We start from the raw sequence: 21,096 nt of genomic DNA on the forward strand, positions 1-21,096 counted from the left end.
TGGGATGGATTCAATATGCGAGTAGGACTCCGTGTAGTCAAAACCGTGATCGCGATTGCGATCAGCATCTCGATCGCCCGACTCCTGCATCTGGAGCCGGATCATTTTGCGGGCATCATCTCGATGTTAGCCGTTCAGCCGTCCGTATACCGTTCGCTCCAATCGACGCTGTCCCATCTCGCCAGCGCCTTGTTCGCCGCTCTGCTCGGGATCGGAGCCGCGCTTTTGTTCGGGGAATATTCGCTCGTTATCGCGGCTGTATCGCTGCTTGTCATGGCGATCCATGTCCGGCTAAAGCTGACCGCTTCGCTGACGCTGGCCGTTATCGTCGCCGTCAATACGATCGGAACGTCCGACGAGCTCCATGGCACCGCCGCTTATCACCAGCTGCTGCTCGTACTGATCGGAATGCTGGTCGGAACCGCCGTTAATATGATCCGCAAGCCGGTTCACCGGGAACGGGAAGAGGTGCTGCTCGTCAAATCGGAAAGCATGCTCCGCACGCTGCTGTATTATATCCAGCAGGATTTGATGTCCGCCCGTATGACGCCCTATAAGCCGCAAATGCGGCTGCAGATCGAGGAAGTGCGGAAGTACATTGAGTCGGGCAAGGAAATATCAGCCTTTATCCGCGAGGATCGCTGGATGAACCGGAGGAACGGGCCGATCGCTCCGGGGGAGCTGTTCCGGACTTACGAGACGATGGTCGAGCGGGTGCGGGATTTGTCCAAGGCGCTGCAGAAGGCGGATTTGAATTGTCCGGAACGTCAGCGGCTCATCCGCGCCATTGGAGTGACGGTTCGTCTGCAGGAACGGGTTATGCAGGGCGGCAGAATACCGGCGGGTCTCATGCTGAAGGCTTTGCGGCCGGAGCTGCTCCGAACGGAAGGGGAAGGTGCGCTGCACCGGCTGTTTCCGTATTATCAGGCGTATGAAGCGCTCTCGGAGTATGTCGCCGAATTTTCCGGAATCAAACAAACGTTCCTGTTTGTTTCCTCGCGCGCGATTGTGGAAGGAAGAGAGGCGTTTTTCAAACTGCAGGCTTGAATCGGTTTGAGCTGCTGTGGAGTGAGTAAAAAGAACTACTTTCCGTCGCGGAGTAGTTCTTTTTTAGTGCTTCTCGTGTTATACTGTACCTAACACCGGCATCGATAAACGGCAAACCTATCGAAAGGTAGGGACGCAAAGCTTCAGGCCTAAGGGGATCGCCTACGGCAGCTGGGCTACCGAAATGAGGAAGTCCGTAAAGGATATGACGGCTGCCCGCATTTCGGGCAGTTTTCTTTTTTCGGTGGACCGCCTGTCAGAAAGGGGGTTCGTTAAGGGGAGTAAACGAACGGCGCCGATACGCGATGTTGTGGGGGCGCAAACCTAATCGATAACGGAGGATGAATGCGATGAATCAACCGGAAATGGCTCAATTGACAGCGGAGCTGGAGCAGTTAATCAGCAGGGCGGGGATGGACGGATTGCTGCAGCGGTTCCAGACGATGTCCAGAGAGGAACTGGTCCATTTCATGGATGCGCTCGGCACGGTAAAACGGTACATGCTGGAAAAAAGCTGTGCTTGAGGCCGGGACGCCATGACTCTGTGCAATTGCCGCGACTGCGGCGTCCTATTCGTACAGGACCGTGTGGAAGTGACGGTGTGCCGGGATTGCGAGCGGCACTACGACCGGATGTTCGATGTGGTGAGGGAATTGGTGCGGACTAATTCGCGGATGACGATTCAACAGTTAGCCGACAAGACGAACATACCTTCTCAGCAGTTATGGGAATGGGTCCGCAATGGGCGCATTCACTTTCAATAAAAAGCAAGGGGCGCCGGCCGTGAGGGCCAACGTCCCTTTTTTGTTGTGCCAGAGTGTTTGGGTGAGTTAGCGTGACAGAGTGGAGAAATGGCTACTTGCTTGCTATGCCAGAACGTTTAAGTGCTTCATCGTGATCGAGTGGGGGTCCTCTTACTTGCTAGGCCGGAATGTTTAAATGCTTTACCGTGGCAGAGTGGACGAGGGGGTTTGTGCTTGTTAGCTGGAATGTCTAAGTGTGTCACCGTGCTAAAGCGGGCGGGAGGTCTTTACTTATCAAGTCAGCCAAGTTGTTCATCGTGGGTGGGGGCTGTTTGGACCTCCTGCCCTGCTTCCGAGCGGAGAAGGAACCTAAAATCCGCGAAAAAGGTAAACTCCCCATCAGTTGGTTCGAATAAAAGCTACAAACCGCCTCTATCCGATTTAGTTTGTCGAAAAGATCGAAAATACAAGGTAGCAAAGACTGTTATATGGTTTAGAACCCGCGTACATACGTTTTGGCGAAGGCAAACACCAACAACCTGCTAGCAAGCCAACTGTTATCGGACCGCACCTAGAGCCGGGTTGTTCCCCCGAAACCTCATAACGAGCGACTGAAGCGTAGGTACCCACTCTCCATTCTCTCCCATACACAAGCGTATGGGTTTGCACGTCTATGGACCGTCCGGAGTAACTACTTAGATACATCAAAAAAAGATGGTTTGAATAGTAGGGAATTTGTGTAGTGAAAGGGGATTTCCTCTTTTAATTACAGCCTCTTTCCTTTTCGCTTTCTTGCTGCCTGAGTAGTTACCGTCCGGACACCTTTACCGGACGGTTTTCCTTATTGTATGGCGAAACCAAAACGAGGAAGCAAAGCCATGCGACAGAGGTTTGAATAAGGGCGGCGGCTATTTGCCGACGGCTTGCCGGATCGCGGCATTTATTGTGTCAGTATCGACGGAGCCTGCGGCTTCGTCGGACAGCTCGTAGCGCTGCTTCAAAGTTAAAATCCGGGTGACACTGCGATCGATTCGCTCCGCGGCAATGGCTCCGGATACGACGGCTTGCTTCAAGGCGTCGAGCACCAGACGCGCGTTTTTGTATTCGTGGGCGACCAGCAGAATATCGCTTCCGGCATTAAACGACTGCACGGCCGCTTGCCCGAGATCGTAATGCTTCGTTATCGCGCCCATCGTCATATCGTCGGTCATGACGACGCCGTCGAAGCCGAGCTCCTCACGCAGCAACCCGGTAATAATCTTCGAAGACATGGAGGATGGGACGCCGGGATCGAGATCGGGCAATAGGATATGGGCGATCATGACGGAATCGGCTTTGGCGCGTACAGCATCGGCAAACGGGACGAGCTCCAGCTTGCGCAGCTGGTCCGCCGTCTTGTCCACAACCGGGAGATCGAGATGGGAGTCGACGGAAGTATCGCCGTGTCCGGGAAAATGCTTGACGACCGGAATCACTTTTTGGTGCTGCAGCCCCTTCATCAGTTCGATCCCATAAGAGCTGACGATTGCGGCCGAGGGGCCGAACGACCGGCTGGCGATGACCGGATTGTTCGGATTGCTGTCCACATCCAGCACCGGGGCATAATTAACGTTGAAGCCGAACGCCCGCAGTTCCTCGCCGATCGCTTCGCCGATGCTGCGAGCACGCTCCGGTTTTCCGGCTCGCGCGATATCCCGGCTGGACGGCAAGGCGGCTAAGGGCGGCGGCAGCCGGCTCACCTTTCCGCCCTCCTGATCGACGCTGAGCAGCAGCGGAATGCGGCTGTTGCGGTTGGCCTGCTTCAGCTCATTCAGAAACGATACGGTTTGTTCGACCGATTCGATATTCGGCTTGTATAAAATAAATCCTCCGACGCGATCCTTTTCGATCAGGCTCCGGGTTTCCGGGTCCAGCTTCGTGCCGTTGACGCCGGCGATGACAAGTTGTCCCAGCTTTTCGTCCAGCGACATCGACTTCAGCCGCTCCTGAATCGGATCGGGTGCGGCGGGCGGAGCGGGAGACGCGGTACCTGTTCCAGTTCCGGTTCCTGTGCCGGTTCCGGGCTCCACAGGCTCCTTTACCGTGTCTGCGCAGCCGGAGACGGCTAAAGCGAGCAGCAGCGGTATGGCGGCGAGCAGCCTTTTCATGGCGGCACCTCCTTAGGTTGTCTTATTCTGCACTATTTCCATGGATCTATAGGCGGATACATGCGGATACATAAAATGGACGAGGGAAATCGCTAAAAGTTGCATCTTATTAATCATGAGCACTCCGGAGGATTAGCGGGTTGTTGGGATTAGATGGCGATGTGCGGCTCGGGCGGCGGCAGTTGCGGGCTGTTCGTGCTTTCCCTATCGGCCGGGTCGTGTTAGAATGGAGTTATTCTCCATAACTACCCTTGTTAAAGGAAAAAATCTTTTAAACTTACTTATTCGCTAGGAGAGAAAACCATGCAAACGATCGTGTATGTTCCGTTGGACGAAAGACCTTGTAACTACCGCTACCCTCAAATTTTGGCGTCGATGACGGATATGACCTTGAAAGCGCCGGAGATCGGCATGCTTGGACGCAAAAAAACGGCTGCAAATACAGATGCGATCCGCGACTGGCTGCCCGGGGCGGTTTCCGGCGCAGACGCTTTGATCGTTTCGATCGATATGCTCGTGCACGGAGGAATCGTGCCGTCCCGTCTGCACTATACGGAAGAAGCGGTCTGCAAGGAGCGTCTGGCCGTGTTGGCCGAGCTGAAGCGGGACAATCCGCAGCTTCGCATATATGGATTCAACCTGATTACCCGGGTTCCGGCTTACTCCAGCTCGGAGGAAGAACCGGATTATTACGCCGACTACGGCAACGAAATTTTTACGTACGGCTGGCTGAAGGACAAGGCCGAGCAGGAAAGTTTGGATGAGGAAGAGACGGCTCGTCTGGAGGCGGTTACGGCTGCAATTCCGGAGGCGGTGCTGGAAGATTTCCTGACGCGCCGGAAAACGAATTCGTTTGTGAATGCGGAGACGATGAAGCTTGTCCGTGACGGAATTATCGATTATCTGATTGTCCCGCTCGACGACAATTCCCAATACGGCTTCAGCCCGCTGGAACAGCGGAAGCTGACGCTGCTTGCGGAAGAGCTCGACATCAGCGACCGCGTGATGATTTATCCGGGTGCGGACGAGATCGGTTGCACGTTGTTCGCCAGAGCGTTTTGCGAAGCGAAAGGATATATTCCGAAAGCGTTCGTCCGGTATTCCTCGGTGCATGGCCCGTTCGTCGCGCCGAAGTATGAAGACCGCTCCCTCGGGGAAAGCATCAAATATCATTTGACCGCGGCCGGAGCCGTGTCGCACGACAATTCGGCCGGAACCGATTTTGTTCTGATGACGAATTCTCCGCCGGTCGGGCAGAAGGATATGGCGGAATGCTCCACTCCGTACAGCGGGCGCAATCGTGCGTATTTTTCGGAAACGAATCCGAAGGAGTTTGTACAGGCGATCCGCCATTATATCCGGGAAGGCCATATGGTTGCATTGGCCGACGTAGCGGTAAGCAACGGCTCGGATCTGCCGTTTATGAAGCTGGTCGCGCGCAGCGGACTGCTGCACGATATTGCGGCGTATGCGGCTTGGAATACGTCGGGCAATACGCTCGGAACGGTGATCTCCCATGCGATCATCGAGTCGTATTATCGCGGCCGCGGCGACCAGTCGGCGGAACGGCTGAATCGGAGCAGAGCTTACTATTATTTCCGGTTAATCGAGGACTGGGGCTACCAGGCGCTTGTCCGCAAAGACGTTATTCATAACGAGCTGCCTAAGCTCGGAGCCAGCTACTACGAGCTGACCCATGTGCAGGCAGAAGTGTATGCCGTCATCCAGCGGAAGCTCGAGGAATTCGTGGAGCAGTATGTACAGGAAGGCTGCCCGGGACGAATCCGCATCGAGGACGTGCATTTGCCGTGGAGCCGGATGTTCGAGGTGGGCTTTGAGACGGTGTTGGAGCAAGCGTAATCGCTACACGCTCAGGGCATGACCTACTTGGTTTGAAAATCGGAGTTGGCCGCCGGCAACGCTTTTTTATCCCATACAATACGTTCTGAGATTGCAATCGGCAACTCGTGAAGTCCCCGTTTTGTCCTGACCGGACAGAATCGGGGGCTTTTTTTGTAACAGTGGGATTAAGTTTCTCGCTGGCGTTTAAGTTTCTCGTCACGCGCTTAAGTTCCTTGCTGGGCGCTTAAGTCCCTCGCTGCGTACATAATTTCCTCGTTGGGAGCGTAAATTTCTCATCACGTCTGGCGGTTCTTGCTTGTGGTGTGGACATTCATCGCGAGTAGAGTTCACTTTTGGGGGCGTCCTCAACCACCCTCCGGCCAACATGCGCCTCGGAGCGTTTTGCGAACCATGTAACGGACATAGTTGCAGCTTAGGGCGGGAAAAGAGCGGGTCGGATATTTTAACGGACACCAGAGCCGCTTACAACGGTCTAAGTCCCCCTAATTGCCGATTAACCGCCCGATAGGTGCCATGGTGACCGTTAGAATGAAAAAGTGCAACAATTTGACGGCTAAGCGGCTGTGATGTCCGTTACGGAAGTACAACGGAAGAGCCGACCCGCAACTGCTCACGCCATGGGGAGTCATAGCGTGCATCGCCCCCTTTTGCGACAAGCCGTGTTGGCCGAGAAAAGCGCCGCGCCTCCCTCCCTTGCGTCAAATCGTGTTTGTCAAAAGAAGCGCCAGTCGTTAAAAAGTGGTTTACGTAACCGCCCGCATCATGTATACCTAGGAGTAACGGAACGTATGGAGGAGTGGGTGTATGGACTTGAAGCCGATTATCGCCGTTACGGCAAGCTGTGACGAGAATACCGCCGTTTTGAAATATGCGTACTCGGACTGGATTATTCGCGCGGGAGGTATACCGGTCATCGTCCCGTTCGGGCTCGGAGAGGCGGAAGTCCGCCGGCTGTGCGGCAAGACAGACGGTCTGATGCTTACCGGCGGCGCGGATATCGATCCGAGCTATTATGGGGAGGAGCCACTGAAGGAACTGGGGCGAATTACGCCCGAGCGCGACCGGCTGGAAGTGCTGCTGATCCGCGAATATGCGTCCGCCGGCAAGCCGATCTTCGCGATATGCCGGGGCGAACAGGTGTTGAACGTGGCGCTGGGCGGCAGCTTGTATCAGGATATTTATTATTCGCAATGCAAGACGATTCAGCACAGCCAGAAGGCGCCAACCTCCCACCTGTCTCACGCGGTTACGGCCGACGAAGGCAGTCTGGTAGCGCGAATTGCCGGGACGACTTCGTTTAAGGTGAACAGCTTCCACCATCAGGCCGTCAAGCAGCCGGCTCCCGGTATGCGGATAACGGCCAGAGCCGGGGACGGGACTGTCGAGGCGATCGAAAGCGAGAGCGGCGACCGGTTCGTCCTTGGGGTGCAGTGGCACCCGGAGGAGACGGCCGGCACGGACGACATCTCGAGGAAGCTGTTCGAAGCGTTTGTCGAGGCTTGCCGGGGACAGTGACGATGGAAGGCGGCATGCGCAACTATTATTATGACCGGAAGCCGGCGATTCGCGCGGCCGGCGGATGGAAGGCGAGGGAGCAGCATGTGGGGCGGGCAGTCGCAGGTCCAAGGCCTCTATACGAAACTGAATATGACCCCGCAGTTGATTCAGGCGATGAACGTGCTGCAGATGGCAGCGGCCGATCTGGAGTTGTATGTCCGGGATCAGCTCCAGGAAAATCCGTGCATCGAGCCGATGGAAGCGGTGGAGTCGGCGGAATATTCGCGCGGCAGCGGCAGCCGGAGTCGGAGTCGGTCCGACAGCGGGGGGCGCGCACGCAATCCCGACCGCGATGAGGAACTGGGGCGAGTGTGCGCCCCGGAGGAGACGCTCGAACTGTCGCTGCTCGGTCAGCTCCGGATGAGCGGCATGGCGGACGATCTGTATCGGATCGCCCGGTATTTGGCGGGCAATCTGGATGAGAGCGGCTACTTGCGGATCGGGGCGGAGGAAGCGGCCGCTTGCTTGCGCGAACCGGTCCGCCGGGTGGAGGAGGCGATCGCGGCTTTGCAGTCGCTGGAGCCGGCCGGAGTGGCTGCGGCAACGCTGCAGCAATGCTTGCGCCTTCAGATCGAGCGGGATTCTTATGCCAACGAGCATGCGATCCCGATCGTGAACGGATACCTTCAGGAGGTGGCGTCCGGCAGCTACCGGCGCATATCCGGCGGGCTGGGCATCGGAATCGCCGAGGTGGAAGCGGCGGTAGCCTATATTCGCACGTTGAACCCGCGCCCGGGTGCAGGGTATTCCAGAGATTCGGGGACGATTATCGTTCCCGATGCGGAAGTCCGCAATATCGGAGGGGACTATGTTCTGTATCTTAACGATCGGAGCACCCCTTCTCTTCGCCTTAGCCCGTACTACAAGCAGCTGGCGTACAATAGCGGGGATATGCGGACGAAAGCGTATCTTCGCGATCATCTGCAGGCGGCCCGCTCGCTGATCCGAAGTCTGGAGCAGCGAAAGGCGACGTTGAGCCGGGTTATCGGGGCGATCGTGGAGGAGCAGCGCGCGTTTTTGGAGCGGGGCGTAGACGGTTTGAAGCCGATGAGCCTGCGCACGATCGCGGAACGGCTGCAGTTGCACGAGTCGACGGTAAGCCGGGCGGTTCAGCACAAATTCGTGCAGCTGCCGGGCGGCGTTTATGCATTGAAGTTTTTCTTTACAAACGGGTTGCCTACGAGCGGCGGCATCCCGGCCTCCGCGGAAGCCGTAAAGGCGAAAATAAGGCGGCTGATCGACGGAGAGAACAAGGCGACGCCGCTCTCCGACCAGCAGATCGCCGATCTGCTCGCTGCGGACGGCCTGCACATTTCTCGCCGGACGGTGATGAAATACAGGGAGGAGCTGCGATTGAGGTCTTCCCGGCAACGGGCGAGGCGCTAAACGAATTTCAGGGAAATGATACAGAGAGGGTGCGGACGGTTGAGCAAAACATCGATAGGGAAAACGCCGGGAGAACGGGCGGCCGCACGGCCCTATTCGCATATATGGGAACATTACGCGGACGAGCTTCGTCTGCTGGATTTGAAGCTGCTGCAGCTGTACAGCCGCCGCGGTTTTCCAGAGCAGGACCCGCAAGCGGACGCCTTTCGGGGGATGTACGTGTCCGAGGACGAATTTATGCGTTTGGTCGCGGATGCGGAGGAAGTGACGGAGGCGGAGGAAGACGGAGATCCGGAGACAGAGGAACGCGCGGGCAAAATCAACGCCTTCCGGGACGAGATTGCGGGACGCAAGGCGGCGAGCAGGGAGAGCGGCGTCTTTTTGCCGATCGTGCATGTAAGCAGCGTCTTCTCCTTAAACGCCGTGGAGCAAGGGGTCGTTATGCTGGCTCTGGCCGTCGAGCTCGACCGGAAATATGAGCGAATATTCGGATTTATGGCGGACGATTTGACGATTCGTTTGCCGAACGTCGGCCTTGCGCTTCAGCTCGTATGCCGGACGGCTGACGAGATGCGCGCGGCCCGGGTCGCTTTCTCCCCGCGCGGCAAGCTGTCGAAGTATGTGCTGGCGAAGGAGGAGAACGAACCGTTCGGCAGGCCGCTGCTGTCCAGGCCGTTTGCGCTCGACCGGAGAGTGACGGCGTTTCTTCTCGATACGGGCGCGCTGGACGAAGAGCTCCAGCCGGTCGTGACGATCCATTATCCGGACGAACCGCTGGAGCCGCTGCTGGTTCATCATGATGTGCAGGCGCAGTTGTCGGCCCGCGCTCCTGTCGGGAGCCCCGCCTCCTCCGGGCGAAGCGGCGAAGACGCGACGGGAGTCCGGCTGTGGGGTCCTGCAGGCTCCGGCAAAAAGTTTCAGCTTCGTCACGCTGCGGCCAAATGGGGCAAAAACTTGCTGATCGCCGATATGCGGGCGATTGTCGCCGAGGGAGAAGGGTTCCGCAGCCGACTGGGCAAAGTGCTGAGAGAGGCGCTTCTGCATCAAGCGTGCCTCGCCTTCGAGAATGCGGAAGTACTGGACCCGGACGAGCCGGACGCCGGCGCCAGAGAGCGGCTTCGCCTGTTTCGCGAGGAGCTGGACGATTGCCGGCTTCCCGTCTTTATGCTGTCCGAGTCCCGACTGAGGGCGGACCTGGGGACGCCGCGTCGCAGCTGGCTGGAGCGGGAGCTGACCGTGCCTTCGGAGCAGGAGAGATTGTCGGTCTGGCAGGCGTATGCAGCGGTACAGGGGCTTGAGGAGTCTGCGGACTGGCCGGGGCTTGCCGCCAAGTTCCGCTTTACTCCCGGGCAGATCCGGAGCGCGCTGCAAGAAGCGGTGCGGATGGCCGCATGGAACGGGGAGCGTGCGGCGGCCGTCATCGATCAGGCGAGCTACGGGCAGGTGCGACACAGTCTGGAACGGAAAGCCGTTCGGATTCAGCCGCGCTATGGCTGGGACGATATCGTGCTGCCGGAAGAGCAGAAGGAGCTGCTGCGCAACGCCTGCAATCAGGTGAAGTACAGAAATGTCGTATACGGCGACTGGGGCTTCGAACGCAAGCTTGCTTACGGAAAAGGGCTCTCGATGCTGTTCGCCGGTCCTCCCGGCACCGGGAAGACGATGTCCGCCCAAGTGGTGGCCAAAGATTTGCACATGGAGCTGTACAAGATCGACTTGTCGCAAGTGATCAGCAAATATATCGGGGAGACCGAGAAAAACTTACACGAGATTTTTCAGGAGGGGCGCAAAAGCGGGGCGATCCTGTTTTTTGACGAGACGGACGCCTTGTTCGGCAAACGTTCCGAGGTCAAGGACGCGCACGACAAATATGCGAATATCGAGACGGCGTACCTGCTGCAGAAAATGGAGGAGTATGACGGGATCTCCGTACTCGCCACCAACCTGCTGAACAATATCGACGAGGCGTTTCTGCGAAGAATCAATTACGTCATCAAGTTTCCGTTCCCTGACGCGGAGTACCGGGAGGAAATATGGCGGGCCACGATTCCTTCGGAAACTCCGCTTTCGGACGACGTGGATTTCAAATGGCTGGCCAAATCGTACGAAATCGCCGGAGGCAATATCAAAAACGTCGTTTTATCGGCGGCGTTTCTGGCTGCGGAGAGAGGGACAGGGATCGGCATGCGGCAACTGGTTCACGCCGTGCGCCACGAACTGCAGAAATCCGGGAAAATCGTCCCGCGAACCGATATCGAACATTACTGAGAGAGCTTAAATTGTGGTAAATCTCACCGAAATCGCTATAGCTATGTACACTATTTTACCTATATAATAGAGTAGAGTCGGAAAATGTCACGTATGGTTTTGTCTGCAATAGGCAATTCGATGGATACGAAAGTGAGCCGGACATTGCATACACGCATGCATCAGGGTGCCGCCGAATAGGCGGCGCTTGATCGTTGCGCGTGGTTTGGCGGCAGCCTTTCCGAACGACTTACCGTTTGCGGTTGGGAGTGGATACTTATAGGCGAATATTCCGTCATAGCCGATGTTAGCGCTTCCCTCATCAAGCTGCTTCGGGAGCGCATGACGCCCGATCCGATCCCGCAGCCCGAGCTGATCGGCCTCGGCAGCCCGGTGGACAAGGGGGATTTCTACTTGTCGTTGTTTCTGTACAGCGTACGGGAGAGCGGGGACAGCCGGAAAACCCAGATGGTCTCGCGGGGCACGGGCGAAATTCAGTTTCCGCCGATGACGGTGGATCTTCACTACTTGATGACGGTGCATTCTCCGGCCGAGCTGCAATCCCGAGCCTTGGACGAGCAGCGTATTCTCGGTCGTGCGATGCAAGTGCTGTACGATCATTCCGTCCTGCGCGGCCCGGCGTTAGTCGGCACGCTTGCCGAGCGGAATGAGGAAGTGCGCGTCGTGATGGAAAGCATGCCCGGCGATGCGCTGCTGAACATGTGGAATTTTGCCGACACGCCTTACCGGTTGTCCGTCAGTTACGTTGCAGGACCTGTTATGATCGACTCGACTCGAATCAAAACGACCAAGCGGGTTACCGAACGAGACGTCTCGATTCAAGGTTAGGGGGAATCCGCATGGAACAACTGCGGATCGTTCGTATGAAAAGCCGGGTGTCCCTGGTCGTGCTGCTGCGCGATAGTTTCCTCGCCGCGCCGCCGTCCGACCGGAAGCTGGAAGTCCGGCTGGCGAATTACCCGAGGAGGCCGGTCGGCAAGCCGGACGGCACGTACATATTTAGCGATTTGGAACCGGGCGAGTATGAGCTGGAAATCGATTCTACTTATTATTTTCGGGAAACTCGGCTGATTTCGGTCGGTACCGGAAATGTAATCGTTCAGCTTCCGCTGCTCCCGCTGCCTTCCTATCCGTACCGGCCGAGCGACACCCTGATCCGGGCTATGGTTACGGATGCGTCGGGGAATCCGGTGCGCGGAGCGCTCGTCACGGCTGCCCTTTCCTCCGAGGAATGCGCCGTAGGGCGTCTCGCGGAGGAGAAGACGCCGGAAGGGGCCGCGGAGATCGCGGTATCCGGTCTGTCGGTGCCGGCAGGCTGCGGCGATACGTTCGCGCTCGTCGGCCGGGGGGCGAAGGAAACCCGGGAAACGGTACGAATCCTCGATACGATCGAGTATCAGAAACGATTCCGGCTGGAAAGTCCGCTGGCGGCTGCCTATTCGCGCGGTTCGATGCTGCTGCCGGTATACCGGACCAGGACGACGGAACGCGGAGAGATCGCGGTCGCCTTCCCGGGAAGCGCTGTCGAAGCGTATCCGGCGTCGCTGAGCGTGCGCGCGCAGGACGGGGAACCGGCGGTTATGGATGTGACGGTCAGGCAGGGCGTCACGGTGAGTCTGGGGACATGGGTGTTGAAGTAGAATGGAACGATGGCCGAAAGCGTCATTCCTCCATTTTGCAACATAAAGCAAAAGCTGAAAGGAGAGAACTGGCATTCGTTTGCCGCAATGTCCCAGGCGAAACCGAGGGACAGGCAAACAGGTCCGGGAAACAATGGCTGAGTATTTATCGCCAGGCGTGTATGTGGAAGAGTTTGACAGCGGCGCTCAACCGCTTGAAGGTGCAAGCACGAGTACAGCCGGCTTTATTGGTCTGGCTCAACGCGGGGAGATAGAGGGGCTTCCGCAGCTCGTCACGAGTGTTGCCGATTTTAACCGTATCTTCGGAGGATATTTGTCCGAAAATGCTTTCGGCGATTACCGCTTTTTGGCTTACGCCGTAGAGCACTTTTTTCTGAACGGAGGGTCCCGCGCGTTCATTATGCGGGTAGCGCCATCCGACGCGAAGCCGGCAAGCAACCAAGCGGGCGGCAGCAAGGAATCGGCCGTTCTGAACATCCAGTCGAAAAATCCGGGAACTTGGGGCAACCAGGTGAGGATTGCCGTCGTACCGTCCAGCAAAGCCAAAACGCAAATCTATGAAATTTTGGGCGAAGCGGGACAAGCCAAGCAATACCGTGTGAAGAACAACGCCGGATTCAACGTAGGCGACGTCGTCGCTTTCGAAGCGGGCGGAGAGAAGCAGTACAACAAGGTCGTCTCTTCCCAGGACAACATTATCGAGCTCGAGTCGGCGCTTGAGGGCGGAGATTCCGTCGTGGATCAAAATCTGCTCCCGGCGAAAGTGTTGACGACCTGCGAATTTACGTTCCACGTCTTCTATGGCGACGAGGCGGAAACGTTCGAGAAAATGTCGCTTAACGTCTCGGCGGCGAACCATATCGAGAAAGTGATGGCGCGCTCGAATATCGTCAAAGTCCAGGACATCTCCAGCGGCGATTTCGGCGCGGTCGCACCGTTCGAGGTCGTATCCGGAAGCAGCGAGTCGCAAGGCAAGTTCCAGATCGCCCTCTCCGGAGGCAGCGACGGCTCTTTGGCTAATTTGTCCGCTTCCGACTTCATGGGCCAAGACCGCGGTCCGGGCAAGCGTACCGGTATCCAGGCGTTTATCGACAACGATTTCGTCAGCATTATGGCGGTTCCGGGCGTAACAGACCCGAACGTTCAGCTTGCGCTGGTTGCGCATTGCGAGAATTTGGGCAGCCGTTTTGCGATTCTCGACATTCCGCGCGACAAGACGAAAGTGGCGGACGTCATGACGCACCGCAACATTTTCGACAGCCAGTACGCCGCCATGTACAACCCGTGGCTGCAAGTGTTCGATCCCCTCGACAAACGCAACATCTACATACCTCCTTCAGGTTCGATGGCCGGTATTTATGCCCGTTCGGACAATACGCGCGGCGTGCACAAGGCTCCTGCGAACGAGGTCGTGCGCGGCGTAGTCGGACTCGACTGCCAATACAATAAGGGCGAGCAGGATATTCTCAATCCGCAAGGGGTCAACCTGATCCGTCAGTTTGCCGGACAAGGGATTCGCGTATGGGGCGCCCGCACTTGTTCCTCCAACGGACTGTGGAAATATATCAACGTCAGACGTTTGTTCATTTTCCTCGAAGAATCGATCCGCAACGGCACGAACTGGGTCGTCTTCGAACCGAACGACGAGCAGCTGTGGGCACGCGTACAGCGGACGATCGACGCGTTCCTGACCCGGGTATGGAGAGACGGAGCTCTTACCGGAGGAAGCCCGAGCGAAGCGTTCTACATCAATATCGGCAGAAGCACGATGACGCAGGACGATATCGACAACGGCCGCCTCATCTGCGTAATCGGCGTCGCTCCGGTGAAGCCTGCGGAGTTCGTCATTTTCCGGATTACGCAAAAAACGAGAGAAGAGTAAGCCGCTGGCGGCTTGCATGACGCTGTTCATTCTTAAAGTCTGGGGAAGGGGTATAGTATGGCAGGCGAGCGCAAAGATCCATACCGCAATTTTAGGTTCCGTATCGAAGTGGAAGGCATTCAGCAAGCCGGTTTCAGCGAAGTGTCCGGCTTTGACGCCAGTTTATCCGTAATCGAATACCGGGAGGGCAACGAGACGATCACGCCACGCAAACTTCCGGGACTCGCCAAATACGGCAACATTACGTTGAAGTGGGGCGTCACCGACTCTTTGGATATGTACAACTGGATGTCCGAATCCATACAGGGCAAAATCTCGCGTAAGACGGTGACCATCATCGCGATCGACGAGGAAGGCCAGGACGTGGCGACATGGCAAGTTATCGAAGCATGGCCGTCCAAATATTCGGCTCCCGGCTTCAACGGCTCGGGCAACGAAGTGGCGATCGAGAACTTGGAGCTCGCGCACGAAGGCATGACACGCACGAAGTAAGGAAGCGAAGAAGCGGTAGAACAGCCGGGCGGCATAGCCCGGCTGTTCCCGGGACTTCGATCGGAACGTTACGACTAGGAGGACTTGAACGATGGCTTTTCAAACCGAGTACGAATTTGTGCTTCCCCGCGGCTATGTCGACGAGAACGGAGATCTTCACAAGCGCGGCGTGATGAGGCTGGCTACGGCGGCTGACGAAATTTTGCCGATGCGCGACCAGCGCGTCCAGCAAAACCCGGGCTACCTGAGCATTATTTTGCTTGCGAGAGTCGTCACCAAGCTGGGCGATCTGCGGGCGATCGATACCCGCGTCATCGAAAGGCTGTTTACGGCGGACCTCGCTTATTTGCAAAATCTGTACCGGACGATCAACGAAGCGGAAGTGCCGAAAGTACACTGCACGTGTCCGAAGTGCGAGCATGAATTCGATGTGGACGTTTCTTTTTTGGACGAGACGGCGGAGGCATAACCGGATATCCCGTCGACAAAATTTATGAAGAGGCCAGCTTTATCGCTTATTACTTTCATTGGCCTCACGAACAGATCATGTCGATGGAGCACCGGGAGCGCCGCCGCTGGTGCGAGGAAATCTCGAAAATTAACCGCAATTTGAACGATGACGGGAAAGAAGCGCCGGACAATCCGTTCGATGTGTTTAACAAGAGGTGAGCCAGATGAAGACCGTACAACGCGTGAACGATGTGAACGGCGCGTTCCGGTTCAAGGTGGAGCTGGACGGGCTTCTGGTCGGCGGGTTCTCCGAGGTGACGGGCATCAAATCCGAAACCGAGGTGATGGAATATGCCGAAGGCGGGCTGAATACCCACGTTCACATATTCCCGAAGCAGACGAAGTTTCCCCGAATCGTGCTGAAGAGAGGCATGACCCAGTCGAGCGAGCTGTGGGATTGGTATGACGGGGTAGCCGCAGGCCAGGTGAAACGGAAAAGCGGCTCCATTATCCTGCACAACCATGCCGGCAAAGAGATTTGCCGCTGGAATTTTTTTGACGCTTATCCGGTCAAATGGAACGGGCCGGACTTGAACGCATCTACCGGCAGCGTAGCGATAGAATCGATCGAAATTGTGCATACCGGCTTGAAAACGATCTTCAGCAAATAGAGTGGCAGGCAGGGGGATTCGATATGGCTCCGCTACAACCGAATAACGCCCGATCCCGAGCCCGGCTGGCGGCCGGCTCGCGGAGAGCGTCCCTATCGCCCGGCCGCACCTCGATAACGCGGTCCGCTCTCGAAACGAACCGTTTCGCGTCCGGTATCGCCGGCAAGTACGGATTTAATCAAGACGACTATATCGGCCGGCTGTCGCTGGTCTTCAAGCATCAGCGCGAGCTGGTGCAGCATATCATGGGCGGTTCCAGACGCAGCGATCCGATGACGGTGCAATGGCTGACCCGTCTGCAGCTGCTGCAGGCAGCCATGCCGGCGGAGCCGAAGGAACGGAGCGCCTTGACGGCGACGATCATGCTGCGGGACGAACGAGTCCGCGACGTAACGACGCCCATGGCAGAGCGGCAGGATGCGCAGAATCGGGGCAAGCCCCGGCCGGACGTTTCCGGGCAGCCGTCCGAGCATGCTTATCCCGCAACCCGTGCAGCTTCCACTGTACATGAATCAACCCGCGCTCCGGCGAAAGCCGAACCCGTCCAGACGGGGGAAGACGCCCCGGCTGCAAAGGGGACCCGGAGGAAAAGCCCGGGCGGACGAAAGAAAAAAGCTCAAGACGCCGAACCTCCTATGGAATTCGCGGATTCGGCGGAACCGGCCGTACCTGCCCAAAGTGCAGCAGGAGCCGCGAAGCGCAGACGAAAAGGCGGCAAGCAAATTAAAGAGACAGACGGACCCGGTCCGGCTGCTCCCGGAAGTACGGGTAAAGGCGTAATCCGATTGAAGCCTTGGACGGTTCCTCTCCATCACCGTTTGGGAGGACAACCGCTGCCTAATGTCGGCAGCTTGGCCCGCACAACCGCTTCACCCGCCGTTTTTCCGGCAGGAAGATACGGTATAGGCTTGCAAAGCGGCGAGCCGGCATCTCTGCTTGTTCGGAGATGGCCGAATCGCAATATGACTGCCGGTCCGATCACACGGCCGGCCAAACCCAGTTTCCCAAACGAAAACGGGACGTATCCGGCAATCGCCACTGGGCGAACCGGCTACTCCGACGGGCCCGCTTCACCGCCCGTCCGCTTAAACAACGACCATAATAGAGGATTCTCCGTGAGCGGACAACGACAGACGATTCGACGCGGCGTTTCGACAGCCGCGTTCGTATCGCTTGCAGAGTCGCCCGGTCCGGAGCCGGTCCGTCTTCCATATAAACACGCTGTACCCGTATCGAATCCGGTACAAGCGCTTGTGCGCTCCGGTGCCGTTATCAGGCGGACCGCCGCTAACAAGCCCGATGTTGCGAGTAACGCAACGAACCCGCCTGTCGGCGGGAGGGGCCTCATGCTCAGCGGCCGGCCATGGCCTGATCCGGACGGCGATACCGCCGCCGCGCACAGGCACGGTCGACAGGCCGATCCGCATCGTTTCGCTTGGCGGATAAGCCGGCGAGCAGCCGTTATGGCCGGCCATTTGCGGCAGGCCCTGGCGAGAGGCGTCCCGGCGACCGCTGAGCTCCCGGATCGGCAGGGGAGGGACGGGGGCAGAAGGGCTGCACAACCTGCTCCCGGTATTTTAAGAAAAACGCCGGCCGATCCAGTAAGCCTGTTTCCCAATCCGGTCAAGGCGATGGGGAATAACAGGAGTACGGCACGTTCCTCGGTCGTGAACCGCACGGTTTCCGTTCGCTCCGATCGTCCGGGACCGCCGTACACGGCCATAAACGTACAAGTTGCTGACCACGATGGCGGGACGAAGGCCGGGAACAGGGCGCGGGACAACCGCCCGGCAGACCGGTTATTTGTTCCAATACCCGCTTCGGATTTCGCCAATGAGACCTGGAAGGCAAATCGGCATATCTTGACGGGGCAGCCATACAGCCCGGAACAGCTGCGTCCAGTTCCGATTTTTATACAGCGTATATACAAGAGCAATTCGACTCTTGCAACCGAGGGGGCACATGAGCTCTATAGCGAGAAACCGAAGGGTAGACGACAAACGGCCGATTCCGCAGCAGGCTTGAATAAAAGCGCAAAAGGTGCGGTTGCGGTTGAACGAAGCGTATCCCCTGCCGGCTCCGCCGATATCCGGCTTCCGGAATGGACGGTAACTGCAAGGGGCACGTCGATGACCGATGCGGGAACGCGGGGCCGCAGTCCGACAGAGATGTTGGGCCGCCCGGCCGGGCGGAGCGGATTCAAGCCAACCGACGTTTTGCGTCGTTCGGCAGACGCGAGGGCGCATGATTCTGCGCGGCGGCCTTTATCCGGCTTGTCGGCCGGAGGAGCGGACCTCCGCTTGGTTAAAACCAAACTAGCACCAACCGGTCGCGAATCGGACAGGGACACAGCCGTACCGGCCTATAAAGCCGGAGCAGCAGCAGGCAGCAGCCCGCGCTCCAGTGCTGCCGATCTGCCGCTTGCGGCAGATCGGCAGGCTGCAAGCCTCATTACACAGCCTCCCGGGTCGCTGGAGCGGGAGATGACTGCGATGCTCGGCCACGTGGCGGAGCGAAACGGATATAAGCTGACCCGCGCCTTGCGCCGTTCGGCAGACGAGACGGCCCCTGACCAGGGATCGCGGCCGGATATGTTGCCCGACCCGCTGGCCGGAGCGGATCTCCGCATGGCTATGTCTAAAGACGCTTCGACCGACCGCGGCCGGAGCCGGAGATCAGCCGGCACGAAAGACAAAACCGGGAAACCTGAATTATCCGGCACCCGTTCCGCTGCCGCCGATATCCGGCTCGCGTTATCACCGCCGGCCGCGCAATCTATGCCGTCGATCGCCGGAACGCCGGAACGCAGGCTGGCTGCGATGTTGGGCAGGATCGCGGAGCGGGGCGCGATCCAGCGAACCTACGCCATGCGCCATCTAGCAGACCGTTCTCCGGCATACGCGATTCCGCGAATGAGCACGGATGGCCGGCGAGCCAGTCGGACGATCGGTCCGCTGCCGACGGGTAACCCGGCGGCAGACCGGAATCAGCTGCGGACAGGCCGGATGCGGAAAGACGGCAGCCGTCCGGAATACCCTGCAGCGGGGCTCCGATCCGGCAGTCCCGCTGCAGGCAGCCCACTCAAGACTGTCCGGATGGACGAGCCGCATGATGATGCGGGAACGGGGCGCGGACCGCTTTCCGTCTCCAGCCTGTCACACGGGCTGAACCGGAAAATCGGTTCCCTGCTCGGGCCGGACCGGTCCATCAAAAATGCCGGGACAAGATCTGAAGCTCCACATATACGCCCGGATGATCTTTGGAACGATGTACATACGAACAGCATCCCGGAAGAGCGGCGATTGCAGCAGCGCACACGCAAACCGTCTCTTTCCGCTGACCCGACTATTCTCAGAACTGGTTCTGCCATGCCGCCGCTTCCGACGCTCTCCAAGTCAGAGGGCGTATCCGGAAAAGAGCCATTACACGCAGCCGGAGGGATGCGGCCTGCGGCCCGCTCGTTGTCGCTGCTGGCAGATGACAGGACGTTACTGGCCAATCGGCGAGGTTTCGCGGCGATTCGCGGCGGCCCGGCCCGCTCGCCAATAGGCGGGAACGCCGATCAGGCGAGCCGCGAGGCAAACCGGTCCGGCCGGGTGACACCGGCGGATAGGTGGACGAATCACGAAGGGCCGCGGCCGATCGGTTCCGCATCCGGCAGCGGATGGCGGCTCCAGGCGGAGACGCCGTCGATATGGCTTCACAGGAAGCCGGGTGCAAGCGGCGGAACCGCAGAGGATCCGCTGACCGCCCATCGACGGAACGGACGAAGTGCTGCGATGGCGGTCAGCCGACCGATGACGACGCTGCAGGAAGCGGGAGAGAACGCTCAACCGCTGCGGCCCAAGGGGATTCAGCCTGCACATGCGTCTTCCCTCGTTGCTGATTCACCCGGGTTGTCCGAGAGACAAACGGCAGCCGTCCGACTCGCGCACAAGGATAAAGCGGAACCGGCTGCGAGCCGATATCCCGGAGAACCGCCGAACAGGACAAGCGCGGGGAGCCCGTTATCCCGATACGCGGCCTCCGGTGCGGAGCCGTCTGCAGGCGGAGCGCGTACAAGCGAAACTGCCGGTTTCGCAGCCGCAGTTCCGATCCGTCTCGCTGCTCCGGGGAGCTTGGTCGGGCCTTTCCGGTCCGCCCTTTCGCAAGGCGGCACAAATTTGACCGTCTATCGCAGCTTTAACCAATTCAGCTCCCGAACGAATATATACCGACCCGCGCGATTGCCGGGTCTTCCGGGAATAAGTGCCGTCGCCGGGAGGCAGACGAATGCGGCTGTTGCGGCGGTTCCGGGTCGTCAACCCGCATCGCGCGGACCTGACAAGCTCACGATCATCCGCAGCGACCGGCTGACGTACCGCCCCGCCTCGGGCGCGTATCAAACGAGACCGGTTATCAACGGCCTTGGCGGACCGCTGGCGGGGGAACTAACGAAACGGACAAGTCCGGGAGCCGCGGAACAACGGTCCGGCACAGGACAGAGCCCCGCTGCGAGCGGTCCGGCAGGAACGGTCGGACTTCGCGGGATGGGATCATCCGGAGCCGCCTCGCCCTTATGGGAGCCGATCCGGTTGAATCGCCCGCTCCCGGCCGCGGCTTCGCAGCAGGTGCCGGCAGCTGCACTCCCGCCGACCGGGCGCGAGTCGGCGCTTGCGCGGGTTGCGGCTCCGCTGGAGCACAAGCTGGAAGCCGCTGCAGCGGAGCCGCCGGCCAGCTCATGGGCCGAAGATCCGGCCGAGCTGGATTACCGCCGGACGCCCCAGACAGCCGCGCCGCCGGCTGCGGAGACCGCCCGCGAAGAAGCGGCTCCGGCGCTCGACTTGGGCGAGCTTCAGGAAATGGTGAAGAAGCTGCCGCAGTTCGATATCAAAAAAATCGCCGACCGCGTCTACCGCGAGATCGAGAAAAAAATCCGCTTTGACAGGCAGACGCGCGGGTTATAGTGGA

Annotated in this window: 16 protein-coding genes and 1 riboswitch; of the genes, 15 read left to right on the plus strand and 1 reads right to left on the minus strand. The window is 58.6% G+C overall.

The window, feature by feature from the left end; translation table 11 throughout:
- Positions 1-15 precede the first annotated feature (15 nt).
- From AC3Y2E_RS05490 to AC3Y2E_RS05500, 3 genes are all read left to right on the plus strand, one after another.
- Positions 16-1,047 carry an aromatic acid exporter family protein gene (locus AC3Y2E_RS05490; RefSeq protein ID WP_379207980.1) on the plus strand — a complete coding sequence of 344 codons (1,032 nt, stop codon included), beginning with the start codon at positions 16-18 and terminating at the stop codon, positions 1,045-1,047.
- A gap of 100 nt (positions 1,048-1,147) precedes the next feature.
- A riboswitch (cyclic di-GMP riboswitch) is annotated at positions 1,148-1,231 on the plus strand.
- A gap of 166 nt (positions 1,232-1,397) precedes the next feature.
- Positions 1,398-1,571, plus strand: a complete 174-nt coding sequence (locus tag AC3Y2E_RS05495) for a hypothetical protein (protein WP_190930641.1) — start codon at positions 1,398-1,400, stop codon at positions 1,569-1,571.
- A 12-nt stretch (positions 1,572-1,583) separates the two neighbouring features.
- Positions 1,584-1,811, plus strand: coding sequence for a hypothetical protein (locus tag AC3Y2E_RS05500; protein ID WP_379207982.1), 228 nt, complete (start codon positions 1,584-1,586; stop codon positions 1,809-1,811).
- Positions 1,812-2,698: 887 nt separating this feature from the next.
- Here the strand turns inward: AC3Y2E_RS05500 and nagZ are convergent.
- Positions 2,699-3,937 carry a beta-N-acetylhexosaminidase gene (gene nagZ / locus AC3Y2E_RS05505; protein WP_379207984.1) on the minus strand — a complete coding sequence of 413 codons (1,239 nt, stop codon included), beginning with the start codon at positions 3,935-3,937 and terminating at the stop codon, positions 2,699-2,701.
- A 303-nt stretch (positions 3,938-4,240) separates the two neighbouring features.
- Between nagZ and AC3Y2E_RS05510 the strand changes: the two genes are divergently transcribed.
- From AC3Y2E_RS05510 to AC3Y2E_RS05565, 12 genes are all read left to right on the plus strand, one after another.
- Positions 4,241-5,797: a DUF4127 family protein gene (locus AC3Y2E_RS05510; protein WP_379207986.1), complete on the plus strand. Its 1,557-nt coding sequence runs from the start codon at positions 4,241-4,243 to the stop codon at positions 5,795-5,797.
- A gap of 807 nt (positions 5,798-6,604) precedes the next feature.
- Complete coding sequence (locus AC3Y2E_RS05515) at positions 6,605-7,315, plus strand: gamma-glutamyl-gamma-aminobutyrate hydrolase family protein (protein ID WP_379207988.1); 711 nt, start codon at positions 6,605-6,607, stop codon at positions 7,313-7,315.
- Between the two features lie 84 nt (positions 7,316-7,399).
- On the plus strand, positions 7,400-8,743 hold the full coding sequence (gene rpoN, locus AC3Y2E_RS05520; RefSeq protein WP_379207990.1) for an RNA polymerase factor sigma-54: 1,344 nt from the start codon (positions 7,400-7,402) through the stop codon (positions 8,741-8,743).
- A 39-nt stretch (positions 8,744-8,782) separates the two neighbouring features.
- Positions 8,783-11,011: an ATP-binding protein gene (locus tag AC3Y2E_RS05525; RefSeq protein ID WP_379207992.1), complete on the plus strand. Its 2,229-nt coding sequence runs from the start codon at positions 8,783-8,785 to the stop codon at positions 11,009-11,011.
- 276 nt (positions 11,012-11,287) lie between these two features.
- Positions 11,288-11,839 (plus strand): Pvc16 family protein, encoded by a 552-nt coding sequence (locus AC3Y2E_RS05530; RefSeq protein ID WP_379208316.1) that lies wholly within the window; start codon positions 11,288-11,290, stop codon positions 11,837-11,839.
- 11 nt (positions 11,840-11,850) lie between these two features.
- Positions 11,851-12,651: a hypothetical protein gene (locus tag AC3Y2E_RS05535; protein ID WP_379207994.1), complete on the plus strand. Its 801-nt coding sequence runs from the start codon at positions 11,851-11,853 to the stop codon at positions 12,649-12,651.
- 133 nt (positions 12,652-12,784) lie between these two features.
- Positions 12,785-14,533, plus strand: coding sequence for a phage tail sheath family protein (locus AC3Y2E_RS05540; RefSeq protein WP_379207996.1), 1,749 nt, complete (start codon positions 12,785-12,787; stop codon positions 14,531-14,533).
- 57 nt (positions 14,534-14,590) lie between these two features.
- Complete coding sequence (locus tag AC3Y2E_RS05545; protein WP_190930632.1) at positions 14,591-15,025, plus strand: phage tail protein; 435 nt, start codon at positions 14,591-14,593, stop codon at positions 15,023-15,025.
- Between the two features lie 91 nt (positions 15,026-15,116).
- A complete protein-coding gene (locus AC3Y2E_RS05550) occupies positions 15,117-15,494 on the plus strand; it encodes a phage tail assembly protein (RefSeq protein WP_190930631.1) in 378 nt (125 codons plus the stop codon).
- Positions 15,495-15,514: 20 nt separating this feature from the next.
- Positions 15,515-15,694 (plus strand): DUF6760 family protein, encoded by a 180-nt coding sequence (locus tag AC3Y2E_RS05555; RefSeq protein WP_332075653.1) that lies wholly within the window; start codon positions 15,515-15,517, stop codon positions 15,692-15,694.
- 5 nt (positions 15,695-15,699) lie between these two features.
- Complete coding sequence (locus AC3Y2E_RS05560; protein ID WP_379207999.1) at positions 15,700-16,146, plus strand: phage tail protein; 447 nt, start codon at positions 15,700-15,702, stop codon at positions 16,144-16,146.
- Positions 16,147-16,169: 23 nt separating this feature from the next.
- Positions 16,170-21,092: a hypothetical protein gene (locus tag AC3Y2E_RS05565; protein ID WP_379208001.1), complete on the plus strand. Its 4,923-nt coding sequence runs from the start codon at positions 16,170-16,172 to the stop codon at positions 21,090-21,092.
- The last annotated feature ends 4 nt before the right edge of the window (positions 21,093-21,096 follow it).

Source organism: Paenibacillus sp. MAH-35 (assembly GCF_058135425.1).